The organism is Variovorax sp. YR750, assembly GCF_900109805.1.
Classification (GTDB): domain Bacteria; phylum Pseudomonadota; class Gammaproteobacteria; order Burkholderiales; family Burkholderiaceae_C; genus Variovorax; species Variovorax gossypii.
This window is the reverse complement of the sequence record NZ_FOBJ01000004.1, coordinates 79,600-93,389: the sequence shown is the minus strand read 5'-3', so window position 1 is coordinate 93,389 and position 13,790 is coordinate 79,600. Positions and strand designations below refer to the sequence as shown.

The 13,790-nt window shown below is 69.7% G+C and carries 6 protein-coding genes; 2 read left to right on the top strand and 4 right to left on the bottom strand.

Annotation, left to right across the window (positions count from 1 at the left end):
• Positions 1–1,776, top strand: a complete 1,776-nt coding sequence (locus BMY35_RS09535) for a hybrid sensor histidine kinase/response regulator (RefSeq protein ID WP_177213600.1) — start codon at positions 1–3, stop codon at positions 1,774–1,776.
• A gap of 29 nt (positions 1,777–1,805) precedes the next feature.
• Positions 1,806–7,454: an alkaline phosphatase D family protein gene (locus tag BMY35_RS09530; protein ID WP_093197437.1), complete on the top strand. Its 5,649-nt coding sequence runs from the start codon at positions 1,806–1,808 to the stop codon at positions 7,452–7,454.
• Between the two features lie 34 nt (positions 7,455–7,488).
• Here the strand turns inward: BMY35_RS09530 and BMY35_RS09525 are convergent, their stop codons facing one another.
• From BMY35_RS09525 to BMY35_RS09510, 4 genes are read right to left on the bottom strand one after another with little or no spacing between them, the layout of a single operon-like run.
• Entirely contained in the window at positions 7,489–8,817 is a 1,329-nt protein-coding gene (locus tag BMY35_RS09525; RefSeq protein ID WP_093197433.1) for a TolC family outer membrane protein, read from the bottom strand.
• A 3-nt stretch (positions 8,818–8,820) separates the two neighbouring features.
• Positions 8,821–10,188, bottom strand: a complete 1,368-nt coding sequence (locus tag BMY35_RS09520; protein WP_093197430.1) for an HlyD family type I secretion periplasmic adaptor subunit — start codon at positions 10,186–10,188, stop codon at positions 8,821–8,823.
• Positions 10,189–10,232: 44 nt separating this feature from the next.
• On the bottom strand, positions 10,233–11,957 hold the full coding sequence (locus BMY35_RS09515) for a type I secretion system permease/ATPase (RefSeq protein WP_093197428.1): 1,725 nt from the start codon (positions 11,955–11,957) through the stop codon (positions 10,233–10,235).
• Positions 11,954–13,747, bottom strand: a complete 1,794-nt coding sequence (locus BMY35_RS09510; RefSeq protein ID WP_093197425.1) for a type I secretion system permease/ATPase — start codon at positions 13,745–13,747, stop codon at positions 11,954–11,956. Before BMY35_RS09510 ends, BMY35_RS09515 begins: the two co-directional genes overlap by 4 nt.
• Positions 13,748–13,790: the final 43 nt, after the last annotated feature.

Genomic DNA, 13,790 nt, shown 5'->3' with positions numbered 1-13,790 from the left:
ATGCCGGCCGCACCGGACGAGCTGGACGAACGGCGCCTGCAGGTGGTCGCCGAACAGGCCGTGGGGCTGCGCTGGCAGATCCTGCTCACCGCCGTCGTCGTCGCGGCCATCGTCTGGCGCGACCTTCCGGCGCCCTGGGTGCTGGGCTGGTTCGCGGCGGTGATCGCCAGCCGCGAGTGGCGCGCCGCCGCGCTCGCGCGCATGGCCGCCGACCGCGCCCGCCCGATCGCCGAGCGGCTGCGCGCCACCGTGCGCTGGAACGTGCTGATCGGCGCCTGCAACGGCTCCGCGGCGCTTTTCATGCTCCGGCTCGATCCGACGCTGGATGCGGTCCTCACGATGATCCTGGTGTCGTGGGGCGCGGGGGCCGTGTCCACGAGCGCGACCGTGATGCCCGCCTTTCTGGCCTACGCGGGGCTGCTCTTCGTGCCCACGGCGGCCATGTGGCTGGTGGCCGGCGGCTGGCTCGGCTGGGGCGTGGGCGCGCTGGTGCTGATGTTCTTCGGCGTGCAGACGCGCTTTGCCCGGCGCAACCTGCAGACCTTCGAGGAGTCGTTCGGCATCCGCGCCGAAAACCAGGCGCTGGCCGTTTCGCTGGAGTTCGAGCGCACGCAACTGGCCATCGCCCGCGACCAGGCGGTGCGCGCCAACAACGACAAGAGCCGCTTCCTGGCCGGTGCCAGCCACGACCTGCGCCAGCCCCTGCAGGCGATGGCGCTCAACGTGGGTGCGCTGCGGCACGTGGCGATGGCGCCCGATGCGCGCGCGATCGTCGAGGTGGTCGACAGCAGCCTGGAGCAGCTGCGCGCGATGCTCGATGCACTGCTCGACGTCTCGAAGCTCGATGCCGGCGTGGTCGTGGCCCAACCCCAGCGCGTGCGCATCGACCGGCTGCTGACGGCCGTGATGGCCAGCTTCGGCGCGGCGGCAGCGGCGCGCCGGGTCGGCCTGCGCACTGCCTGTCCGCCCGGCCTGGCGGTGCGCACCGATCCCGACCTGCTGCGCCGCATGCTGGCCAACCTCATCGACAACGCGATCAAGTTCTCGCCCCCGGACGGGCAGGTCCTGGTGCAGGCCTGCACGCGGGATGCATCGGATGCATCGGACGCACCGAATGCAGAGGTCGAGCTGACGGTGCAGGACAGCGGCCCCGGCATCGCACCCGAGAACCACCGGATCGTGTTCGAGGACCTGGTGCAACTCCAGGCGGCGGGCCCCGGCGCCGCGGCTGCAACGGGGCATGGCCTGGGCCTGGGCATCGTGCGACGTATGGCCGAGTTGCTGGGCGTACCGGTCGAGCTCGAGTCCAGTCTCGGCGCTGGCGCCTGCTTCCGCCTGCGGCTGCCGCGCGCGGCCTCCCTCGGCGCCGATGGTTCCGAGGTTGATGGCGCGGGCGCTCCATGGAGCCTGGACGGTCGCTGCGTGCTGGTTCTGGAGGACGACCCGATGGTGCGCGGCGCCTACCTCAACGCGCTGGGCGCGATGGGCTGCCGCGTGCTCGCCGCTTCCACGCTCGACGAGGCGCTGCAGCAGATCGACGAGCCCGATGTGCTGGTGGTCGACTGCCGGCTCGGCGGGATCTCGGGCTTCGATGCCGCCGAGCGCCTGCGCGCGCAGCGCTGCGCACAGCCGGCGCTGCCCATCGTCATGGTCACGGCCGACACCGACCCGGCGGTGGTCGAGGCCGCGCGGCGGCAGGCGCTGCCGCTGCTGCGCAAACCCGTCGACGACCAGACGCTCGGCCGCACGCTGGCCGCAGCCATCGAACATTCCTGAATCCGCGACCACCCTGCGAGGAGCCGAACATGAACGACGGCGGCCGCCATCACGACGAGACCCCGGGCGATCGCCTGCTCTCGGAGGGCGCCGAAGTGCTGGTGCGGGAACTCCTCGCGGCACCACCCGACGCGCTGCATTGCGAGGTGCTCGTTATCGGCAGCGGCTACGGCGGTGCGGTGGCGGCGGCACGGCTGGCGGGCGCGCTGCCGGTGGACGCATCGCCCGGCACGGCAGCGAACACTGTGCCGATCAAGGTCTACGTGCTGGAGCGCGGCAGCGAATACCTGCCGGGCGAGTTTCCGGCCACCTTCGCGGAGCTGCCGGGACACGTGCGCTTCAGCATGCAGGACGGCAGGCCCGCGCGCGGCAACGCCTCGGGGCTGTTCGACCTGCGCCTGGGCGGCGACGTGAACGCGCTGCTCGGCAACGGGCTGGGCGGCGGGTCGCTCATCAACGCCGCGGTGATGGAACGCGCCACGCCCGATGCCTTCGAGGGCGGTGCCTGGCCCGCAGGCCTCGATCTCGCCGCGCTGGCGGACGGCTACGACAAGGCCGAGGCCATGCTGGGCCTGGAGCAGATTCCCGAGAGCGTGTCGAAGCTCGACTCCTTGCTGAAAGCCGGTGAGCGGCTGCACGCGGAGCGCGGCAAGGCACACGTTGCGATCGCCTTCGTCGACGGCACGCGCACGCCGGCCCAGGTGGCGATGCACCGCTGCCTGCGCTGCGGCGATTGCGTGAGCGGCTGCAACCACCGCGCCAAGAAATCGCTGGACACCAACTACCTTGCGCTGGCTCACGCGCGCGGTGCACGCCTGTTCACCGGCGCCACCGCGCATCGCATCGCGGCCCTGCCGGGAGGAGCCGGCTTTGCGGTCGAGTTCTTCTTCACCGACCGGCGCAAGGCACGCAGCGACAACAGCCGGCCCTACGTGGTGCGCGCGCGGCGGGTCGTGGTGGCCGCCGGCACGCTGGGCTCCACCGAACTGCTGCTGCGCTCCAGGGCCGCCGGCCTGCCGGTTTCCCAGGCTCTGGGCACGGGCTTCTCGGCCAACGGCGACATGATCGCGGCGGCGACCGACCAGCACGACGAGGCGTTGTCCAGTGCGCTCGAGGGCGACGCGCCGGCGCAGCGCGGCGTCGGGCCGACCATCACCGGGCTGGCGCGTATCCGCGCGAAGCAGGGCGAGCGCCCGCTGGTGATCGAGGAGTTCGCCGTTCCCGCGCCGCTGCGCCGCTTGCTGGCCGAAGTGGTGACCACCACGGACGCACTGCACGCACTTGCGCGCATGGACCTCGACCTTCACGCACCGGACGAGGGGCGCGATCCGCTGGCCGTGGACGACGACATGCTGCGCCGCACGCCGGTCTACGGAATGATGGGCGACGACGGCGCCGCCGGCATCATCGAACCGGTCGGCCATGGCGGCAGCGATGCGGTGCTGGCCGATGCGCAAGTGCGCGTCGCGTGGGACAAGGTCGCGGCCCTGCCGGTGTTCGCGGCGCAGATGCGTGCGCTGCATGTGGCCCACGACGGCGTGGGCGGGCTCGGCGGCCGCGTGCTGCCCAATCCGCTCTGGAATCCGCTCCCGCCGTTTCGCAGCCTCGAGTCCCTGGTGGGAGCGGCGGGCTCGGTGCTCACGGTGCACCCGCTGGGCGGCTGCCGCATGGCCGACGGGCGCGAGCGCGGCGTGGTCGACAGCTGGGGCCGCGTCCACGACGGCGCCGCTGCCGATGCTGCTGCGCTGGTGCCCGGCCTGGCGGTGCTCGACGGCTCGATCGTGCCGGTGTCGCTCGGCATCAACCCCTCGCTCACCATCGCGGCACTGGCCGAGCGCGCAGTGCCCGTGCTGGCCGCGGACTGGGGCCTGGCGCTGGTGGATTCGCCGCAGCCCCCAACGTCGGAGCGCCCGTTGCGCCGCGACCTGACCCGACCCCGTGCGCCCGCGCCCACGCGCGTCTCCCTGCGCGAGCGGATGACGGGCCGCGTGCATATCGACGGCCAGGACTTCGCGTTGAGCGCCGAGGTGGAATTCGAGCCGGTCGACGTACCGGCCCTGCGCGCGACACCGCACGCGTTGGCCCAGCCGGTGGTGGTCCTGCGCTTCGGCAAGGGCGACGACGCGCCCGTCGCGTATTGCACCGGCACCGCATCGATGCTGGTGCGCGAGAAGAGCGACAGCATCGAGCGCATCCTGCGCAGCCACGAGCTTGCCCGCAAGAAGCTGCAGGCGCTGGCGGAGGTACTGCTGCCTTCGCGCGCGTCCACGGTGGGCCCGAACGGCGGCAACGACAAAGGCGGAGAGAGCCTGGCCTTCGACGGCCCGGTCATGGCCGACCTGATGGCGCTGTGCTCGCACCTGGGGCAGGCGCGCCTCATCGAATACGACTGGACGGTGGCACGGGTGGAGCGCGGCGCGCCACTGAAGGTGGGCGACCGGCTGCGGCTCAGCAAGCGCATCACGTTCGTCGAGGGCGGCAACCCGTGGCGGCAACTGAGCGAGGGCGAACTGCAGCGGATCGATCACCTCGGCGCGCAGCGGTTGGGCCGGATGGTGCTGGACCCTTCCTACTTCGTCGAGAAGCTGCAGCCGCTGCTGCGTGTCGAGCATCAGCAGGACATGCCCAACCAGCTGGGCGACCTGGCCGAGCTGGCGTTGTGGGTGCTGCGCATCGTGCTGCACGTCCATCTGCTGGACTTCGTGCCGCCGCCCGACTCGCCGCGGCGCGACTGGGAGCGCCTGCCCGGCGAGGTGTACGGCGTGCGGCCCGAGCCGGTCGAGCTCGACGCCGCTGCCGGCCCTGGCGGCGTTCCGTCGCGACTGCTGTCGCGCTATCGCCCGCCGGCGCGCCGCGCGGGCACGAGGCCCGTGATGCTGATCCACGGCTATGGCGCGAGCGGTTCCACCTTCGCGCACAGGAGCATTCCCGGCAACCTGGTGCACAGCCTGCTCGCAGCCGGGCGCGAAGTCTGGGTGCTCGACCTGCGCACCAGCATCGGCTTTCCGAACCGGCCGCGGCCCTGCTGGTCGTTCGACGAGGTGGCGGAGACCGACATTCCCGACGCCTTGCGCACCGTACAGGCGGCGTACGCCATGCCCGACGAAGCAGCGCCTGTCCAGGTCGACGTGGTGGCGCATTGCATCGGTGCCGCCATGTTCAGCGTGGCGGTGCTGCGCCTGCCGGGGCTGCATGCGTCCATCGGCGCGGTGGTGCTGTCGCAGGTGGGGCCGTTGCTGCGCGCCACGGCTTTCAACCGCTTCCGGGGCTATGTGGCGGGCTACCTGCGGCAGTTCATCGGCGTCAACGAGTTCGACACGCGGCCAGCTCTCACGCACATGAAGCGCCTGCTCGTCGACGGCCTGCTGGCGACCTTTCCCTACCCCGATGACGACGGCGAAGCGCAGCGCCTGCGCGAGGCACCGGGCTTCGCGGCAGTGCGGCACCGGGCCGACGCCATCTTCGGCCAGACCATGCGACTGCACAACATCGGCAAGGACACGCTCGATGCGCTCGATTCGATCTACGGCTTCGTGAAGCTGCGAGGCCTCGCCCAGGTCGGCAACTACGCCCGCGAAGAGGTGCTGACCGACGCCGGCGGACAGGGCCACGCCGTCGGCTTCGAGCAGGTCGGCGAGCGCTTCGGCTTCCCGGTGTTCATGCTGCACGGCCAGCGCAACGCGGTGTTCGACTGGCGCGGCTCGTACGACAGCTTCTGGCTACTGAAGCGCGTGTTCGGCAAGGACGGTGGCCTGTCCCGGGAGCCGCCGGAGCTGCCGGACCCGTCGGACCCTTCGGACTCCTCGAGCCCGTCCGGAGGCGACCTGTTCCTCGGCGAAGGCACCCCGCACCAGCTGCTGGTGCTCGGCGCCTACGGCCACCAGGACACGCTGATCGGAGAGAAGGCCTGCAACGACGTGTTCCCGCACATCGTGCGGTTCTTCGAGGCCTTCGACAGGAAGCCCGGCCCCGATACGCCGGTGCCGCCCGACTGGCGCGCCAGCCTGCCGTTGACCGGCCCATGGCTCGGCCATGCGAGTCGCGCGGCCGGCAACGCGGGCCGGCTGCATTGCCGGCTGGCGCTGCGCCCGCCGCCCGCGCATGTGTCGGCGCGCGCCGTGGTCTTCGTGCCCGCGTGGCGCCGCGGCGGGAGATGGTGCTTCGACTTCGCATGGATGGCGGCACTCCAGACCACGCGCGAAAAGCTCCTGCAGGAGGCGGTGGAGATCGACCTCTTCGACGACCGGCTCGCCGACTACCAGGGCTTCGCGGTGCTGACGGCGCACGACGACTTGCCCATGGCACGCGGCCCTGTCGAAGTGCTGGGCCGGCGGCTGGAGACCGGACTGTTCGCGCAGCCGCAGGACGAACCGATCGAGCCCATCCGCCGCCAGGTGACGAGAACGCTGGACGCGGCCACCGACGCGCAGCTCGAGCGCGCCGTGGTGCGCCTCGACCCCGCATGGACGGGCGCCGTGCAGCGCGAGGGCGAGCCCGCGCAGGCCTCGCTGTGCTTCGCGCTCGCCAGTTGCCAGTACGTGCCGGGTCTGGTCGACCGGGTGCCCGCGCAGGCGTCGTACCGGCGGCTCGTGCAGCGGCTGGAGGCGCTCGCGCCACCGCACAAGCCGCAGCTGCTGTTGCTCGTCGGCGACCAGGTGTATGTCGACCAGACCGCGGGCCTCTTCGTGCCGGCGGGCGGCGACGACGTCGGCCAGGCCTATGCGCTCACCTTCCGGCTGGAGGCGCTGCGCCAGGTAACGGCCTCGCTGCCGACCTATCCGCTGCTCGACGATCACGAGGTGATGGACGATTGGGAGCCGGGCCCCGAACCCTACGGAACGCCGGCAGTGCGCGTCGCGCTCGAGGCCTACTTTGCGCAGCAGCACAAGCTGGTGCGCGACACCGGCCCGCGCCGCGACCAGCGTCCCTTCGACTATCGCATCGCGCCGGCCGGCTTTCCGTTCTACATGCTCGACACGCGCAGCACGCGCCAGCAGCGGGTGCTGCGCGCGGCCGAGCAAGCCCCGACCGTCGCCGCGCCGCTGGATCGGGCCGCGATCCGCGCCGAGGCCGGCATGGACGACCTGAAGAAGTGGCTCGAGGCCGCGCCCGCCGGACTGCCCAAGTTCATCGTGTCGCCGGTGACGCTGTTCCCGATGCCGCGCGCGGCCGTCTTCGGCGACCCGGCGCAGCGCCTCGGGCTGGACGACTGGAGCGGCTACCCGGCCTCGCAGCGAGTGCTGCTCGAATTGCTGCGCGACACCACCGCGCGCCACGTGGTGGTGCTGTCGGGCGACCGCCACATGTCGAGCGTGTCGAGCCTCTGGCTGCAGGCGGAAGGCGGGCCGGTGGAGGTGATCTCGGTCGTGTCCTCGGGCCTGTATGCACCATGGCCCTTCGTCAACGCGCGGCCCGACACGTTCTGGCTCGACGGCCATGTCGAGCCCGGCCCCATGTCGGAAGCCTTCGGCGGCACCATGGTCACGGCGGCCGTGGGCACCGGCAACGGCTTCGCCATGCTGCAGGTGGAGCGTGACGCCGGCGGCCATTGGCGGATCGGCGTCACGCTCGACCTGGACGACGGGCTCACGCGCTGCGTTCGCGACCTCGATCCGGCCGCCGGCACCGGCTGGCAGGTGGAGGGGCCGGCGCGCTTCGCAGGCGTGCAGCGCCCATGAGTCCCCGGCCTGCCGATCCGGACCGCTGGCGTCGTCAGCGCGCGAGCCAGCCGTTGATCTCCTCGATGACTTCGGTCTTGGCGCCGCCCGAGAGTGCCTGCAGGCGTATGCGAGACATCAGGTAGACGAACCGGGCCTGCGCCAGGTCGCGCTGGGCGGAGACCTTCTGCTGTTCCGCGTTCAGCACGTCGGGCAGGGTGCGGCTGCCGGCCTCGAACGAGCGCCGGTTCGAGAGGACGACCTGCTCCGCGGAACGCACCGCCTGCTCCAGGGCCTTGACCCTCAGGGTGCCTTCGGTCACGCCACGGAATTCGCGGTGCAGCCGCACCCCGAGGTCGCGGCGCAGGGCTTCGAGGGCCTCTTCGGCCCGCTGCTGGCCCGCGACCGCCTGCCTCACGGTGGAGCTCACATGGCCGCCTGAATACAGGGGAATGTTGAGCTGCAGGCCGATGGACTTGTTGCTGTAGCGGGTCTTGATGCTGGTGATCGTGTCGCTGTCGTTGCGGGACCACTGGGCGATGGCGTCCAGGGTCGGATAGTGGCCTGCCTGTGCCTTCGCCAGTTCGTGCCTGGCTGCTTCGACCTGGGCACCGAGCGAACGAAGCTCCGGACTTTCGAGCTCGGCCCGCTCGATCCAGTCCTCGACCCGGTCGGGCGTCGGCCGGACGAGCTGCATCCTGGACGGGTCCAGCGGCGCCAGCCTGTCGATCGGGCGATTGACCAGGCTCTGGAGCTGCCTGCGCGTGAAGTCCAGGTTCTGGCGCGCCTCCAGTTCCTGTGCCACGTTGAGGTCCAGGGCCGCACGCGCTTCGTCGATGTCGGTGCGCGTGCCGAAACCCGCGCCGAGCCGCTTCTGCGCGGCATCGAGCTGGGTCGTGTAGGCCGTCTTCTGCGAGAGCACCAGCGCGAGATGCTCCTCGGCCAGCAGCGCCTCGAAATAGGCGCCGCTCACCCGGACGCCGAGGTTCTGCAGTTCGCGATCGAGAGTCGCCTCGGCATCGTCGACCTGCGCCTGGGCCTGGCGGTAGTCGGCCATCAGGTACATGCGGAAGATGGGCTGCCTCAAGCTCAGCACTTCGCTGCTGCTGGTGTAGCGCAGGTTGGCCGTGACGAGTTGCCCGGAGGTGTCCGGCGAAGTTCTTTCCAGCCAGTTCCGATAGCGCGAGACGCTTGCCGACAAGTTTGGAAGCAGTTGCGCACGGGCCTGCGGCAGGCGTTCGCGCCGGGCGTCCGTGGCTGCCCGCACGGATCGGATCGTCGAGTCCTGTTCCAGTGCTTCCCGGTAGGCCTGGGACAGGTCGAGCGACCAGGCCGGCCCCCAGAGAAGGCCGGCGGCAGCGAATGCCAGCGCGGTTTTCTTCACCGGTCATTCCTCCGTCATGGAGGCTGCGATGCGCTTGGTGAGCGGGTGCAGGAGATAGGCGAGCAGCGAGCGCTCTCCCGTCTTGAAGACCACCTCGACCGGCATGCCCGGCTGCAGCGAACGCTTGCCCAGCTTTCTCAGGCCCTCCTGAGTCACCGCCACGCGCGCGAGGAAGTAGCTCGTGTTGGTCTGGGGGTCCGTCAGCAGATCGCCGGAGACCGAAACCAGCTTGCCCTGCACCACGAGCTGCGGGGAATGGGCGAAGGTCGAGAAGCGCACGTCCACCGGTATGCCGGCGTGGACGCGGTCGATCAGATGCGGCGGCACTCTCGTCTCGAGCAGCAAGGGCTCGTTGACGGGCACCACGTCCATCAGCCTTTGCCCCGGTGCGATCACGCCGCCCACGGTCTGCGCCACCAATGCCACTACCTGGCCCGAGGCGGGCGAGCGGATCTCGGTGCGGCCCAGTTCGTCCCGCAAGGCGACGAACTTCTCGAAGTCTCCGAGCACCTCGCGGCTGACTTCCGCCTGCTGAGTCTCCACTTCCTTGTGGTACTCCTGCTGCCTTGCAATGGCACGCTGGCGAAGCTCCGCGACCGAGCGTCGGGCCCGGCCCATGTTGCCGAGAAGTTCGGCAATGAAGGTGCTCGATTCCGCGACCTGGCGCTCCATCTCCATCTGGCGATTGCGCGGAACATACCCTTCGGCAACCATCTTGCGTGTCTGGCCCAGTTCCTCGTCGAGAAGAGAAAGCTGGGTCCGGCGGCTGCTCAGCATGCTCGCGTAAGCCTGGGCCAACGCCTGCTGGCCCTGGATGTTCTCTTCGATCGATTGCAGATCGGCGCGCAGGGCGGCGCGTCGCGACTTGAGCAGCTGCTCCTGGTTGAACATCTGCTGCCGGATCAGCGGATCCGAGGCCGCCACCTGCAAGTCCGGATGGAAGTCGATGGCGTCCAGTCCTCCCTGTTCGGCCAGCAGGCGGCCTTGTATGGCGCGGAGCCCCAGGTAGCGCTGCCGCACGGTTTCGAAGCTCGCCCTGGCCGCGGCGTCGTCGAGCTTGAACAGCAGCTGGCCTTCCTGGACCTGATCGCCTTCGCCGACCCGCACTTCCTTGAGGATGCCTCCGACCTGGTGCTGGACCACCTTGCGCTTCGTGTCGATGGCGACCTGCCCCTGGCTCGGCACGCCCTCGTCCAGCGGAGCAAACGCGGCCCACAGCAGAAACCCGCCGAATCCGGCGACCAGGGCCCAGACGCCGATCCGCCCGGCGCGTCCGAGCCCGGTTCCGAGGCCATCCGCATCCTGCGATCGATCTTCCCCGACCGGCGACGGGATGGCAGTCACGTCCCTGAGAGCATTCGGCTTGGCCATCTGGAACTCCCTTCGAGATCGATAGGTTGCAGGACGGCTCCGGATCAGGCCGACTGCGCCAGGACTGCCGGCCGCACGTCGGGCTGAGGTCGGCGCAAGGACGCGAGCACGGCGTCTCGTGGCCCGTCCGCGGTCAGTTCGCCGTCGCTCAGGACCATGAGGCGATCGGCCACGGCAACCGCGCCCTGGCGGTGTGTCACCAGGAACACCGTTTTCCCCCTGGATTTCAGTTCCCGTATGGCTCGCAGCAGCGCTGCTTCGCCGGTGTCGTCCAGGTTGGCGTTCGGCTCATCCAGAACGATGAGCGACGGGTCGCCGTAGAGTGCCCGGGCCAGTCCGATCCGCTGCTTCTGCCCCCCGGAAAGCAGATGGCCCGCGTCCCCGATGAGGGTGTCGTAGCCTTTGGGAAAGCGCAGGATCGTCTCGTGCAGGCCGGCGCTGCATGCGGCCTCGATGACCTTGAGCGAGTCGATCTCGCCGAGCCGCGCAATGTTCTCGGCAATGGAGCCTCCGAACAATTCGACGTCCTGCGGCAGGTAGCCGAGATGCGGACCCAGCTCGAGACGATTCCAGCCTCGGACCGGCACGCCGTCGAGCAGCACCGCGCCGCGGGATGCGGTCCAGATCCCGACCATGACTTTCACCAGGGTGGACTTGCCGGAACCGGAAGGCCCCAGCAGCGCGACCACTGTTCCCGCGGGGACCGCGAACGAAATGTTCTTCAGGATGGGCGCCGGGCGCCCCGCGGCTCCCGCGAAGACGCCTTGCAGGCTGATCTCGCCGGTGGGGCCGGCCCGGGGAGGGAAGGGGGGCTGCCCGGGGAACTCGGCCAGCAGCTTTTCGAGACGCCCGAATGCGGCGCGGCAGGAGACAAAGCCTCGCCACGTGCCGAGCAGCTGGTCGATGGGTGCGAGGGCGCGGCCCATCAGCACATTCGCGGCGATCATGGCGCCCGGCGACAACTGGCCGTCGATCACCAGCAGCGCGCCCGCCCCCAGCGCGAGCGACTGCTGGCTGTAGCGCACGAACTTGCTCCAGCCGGCGACGCGATTGACAAGACCATTCGCTGATGCGCTCTTGTCCATGCAGGCCGCGTGCTGGCGATTCCAGCGCTTCTGCAGGTTGGCGACCATGCCCATCGATTCGAGCACCTCGACGTTCCGGAGCTTGCCCTGCAGGTCGCCCATCGTCTCGCTCGCGGCTTTCAGGGCCGCTTCCGACGGCGCGACGGTCTTCCTCTGCCCGAACCAGGCCAGTGCGGCCTGGACCAGCGCGAAGCCGAGTGCCAGGACGCCGAGCCAGGGATGAAGAAAGAAGATCACCGCGATGTAGATCGGCGTCCAGGGCGCATCGAAGAGCGCGAAGACGCCCGGGCCCGTCAGGAACTGGCGGATCTGGTTCAGGTCCGCGAACGGCCTTGACACGCTGGGTGCCGACTGGCCGAGGCAAGCCTGAAAGCTTCCGTTGAACACCCGTGTGCCCAGTTGCCGGTCGAAGCGCAGGCTGGCCCTCACCAGCAGCCGCGAGCGCAGCCATTCCGACAAGGCCAGCGCTCCGAAAAGCAGCAGCGTGATCAGCGAAATCGCGAGCAGGGTCAGTTCGCTTTGACTGGCGAGCACGCGGTCGAATATCTGCAGCATGTAGATGGTCGGCGCGAGCATGAGCAGATTGCTCAGGAAGCTCAGCGATCCGACCTGCAGGAAGTCTCTTCGGAACCCCCAAAGAGCGCGTCCCAGGTCGCTGCGGTCGAAGAACGCAGGTGTCTTCATGGCAGCGTGTGCGCCTGAAGCGCGATGCCCGCGGCGTTTCCGGCATCGCGCCGCTTCGATGCAAGGCTGCCTTCCGCCTTGCGCATCCGGTCCGCCGCCTGCTCGTTGGCCTGCCGCAGCGAGGCCAGGACCTCGTCTCGCGCGCCGAACGCCTGCATCGTGCCGTCGCACAGCACCAGCATCTTGTCCGCCACGGCCAGCACGCTGGTGCGGTGCGTCATGACGACGAAGGTCGTGCCGCGCGCCTTGAGGTTCAGGATGGTGCTCGCCAACGCTGCGTCGCCGGCATCGTCGAGGCTCGAATTCGGTTCGTCGAGAACTACCAGCGCGGGCTCGCCGTAGATCGCGCGCGCCAACGCGACCCGCTGCCGCTGTCCGCCCGACAGCACGGCGCCTTCGGGTCCGATCGGGCTGTCGTAGCCCAACGGAAGGCTCGTGATGGATGCGTGCAGGTCGACGGCCAATGCCGCCGCCTTGACCTTCGAAGGCCGCACCTCCCCGAAGCGCGCGATGTTCTCGGCCAGTGTGCCGTCGATCAATTCCACGTCCTGGGGCAGATAGCCGATGTGCGGGCCGAGTTCGCTCTTGTCCCAAGTGAACACGTCCGCGCCGTCCAGCCGCACCTTGCCGCTGGCTGCCGGCCAGAGGCCGACGATCAGGCGTGCCAGGGTCGTCTTTCCCGCGGCAGAAGGGCCCACGACGGCAAGCACTTCGCCGGGCACCAGGGCGAAGGCCACGTTCTTCAGGATGGCCGGGCCATTGCCCGGTGCGCCCGCCACGAGGTTGTCGACCTGCAGCGCGCCCTTGGGTGGCGGCAACGACATCGCGTCCGGTCTCGGGGCAATGGCGCTCAGCAGGCTGTCCAGGCGTTGCCACGCGTCGCAGGCATTGACCACCATGCGCCATTGCGCCAGGAGCTGCACCAGCGGCGCCAGGGCCCTGCCGCCCAGGATCGAGCCGACGACCATCATCGCGGCATTGCCGTTGAGCGGGTTCTTCAGCAGCAGCCAGGCGCCCAGGCCGAGCAACAGCGAACCCATGGTGACCTGCAGGAATCTGCTGACGGCCTGGCAGGCTCCGGCGCCGTCCGAAGCCAGGGCCTCGCGCTGCAGGAAGTCGCGTCGTCTGGCGATCCATCGGCGATGGACGTCCCGCAGCATGCCCATCGACTCGATGACCTGCGAGTTTCTCAGCGCGGCGTCCGCATACTGCTGCGCTTCGATCGCGCATCGATTGGCCGCCACCAGCGGCGGCCGCGTGTTCCGGTCGTTGATCCAGCCCACGAACACCTGCAGCAGCGAGCCCACGACAGCCGACCAGCCCAGCACCGGGCTGATGGCGAACATCAGCGCCAGGAAGACCAGCGAAACCGGTGCTTCCATGAGCGCCAGCAGCGGCGGCGAATACAGGAATTCCCGCAAAGTCCGGAGGTCGTTGAGCGGCTGCACGGTTCCGCCCGGCAGCCGCTTGAGGCCCGCTTCGAAGACGGCGGCGAACACGCGGTCGCGCATTTTCCGGTCCAGCTTCTGCCCCGCCTGGTACATCACCTCCGCGCGTGCCCAGTCGAGTATTTCCATCAGGCAGTAGGCGGCCAGGACCAGCAATGTCAGCATGGCCAGCGTGAGCATGCTGCGACTGTTCACGACCCGCCCATACACCTCCAGCATGTACGCGCTCGGAGCCAGCAGCAAAAGGCTCGAGCAGACACTGAACCAGGCGGCCCGCACGAAGCAGGCGTGGAGCGTTGTCACCGCCTGCCGCAATTCGCCAGACTTTTCCTGGGGCTTCATACCACCTCGCAGGTTCGACATCGGTAAGCCTGGGCACAGGCCA

Bases quoted from the DNA above. Each gene is read 5' to 3' on its own strand.
- BMY35_RS09530 (WP_093197437.1), top strand. From the start codon at position 1,806: ATGAACGACGGCGGCCGCCATCACGACGAGACCCCGGGCGATCGCCTG.
- BMY35_RS09515 (WP_093197428.1), bottom strand. From the start codon at position 11,957: ATGAAGACACCTGCGTTCTTCGACCGCAGCGACCTGGGACGCGCTCTT.
- BMY35_RS09535 (WP_177213600.1), top strand. From the start codon at position 1: ATGCCGGCCGCACCGGACGAGCTGGACGAACGGCGCCTGCAGGTGGTC.
- BMY35_RS09520 (WP_093197430.1), bottom strand. From the start codon at position 10,188: ATGGCCAAGCCGAATGCTCTCAGGGACGTGACTGCCATCCCGTCGCCG.
- BMY35_RS09510 (WP_093197425.1), bottom strand. From the start codon at position 13,747: ATGAAGCCCCAGGAAAAGTCTGGCGAATTGCGGCAGGCGGTGACAACG.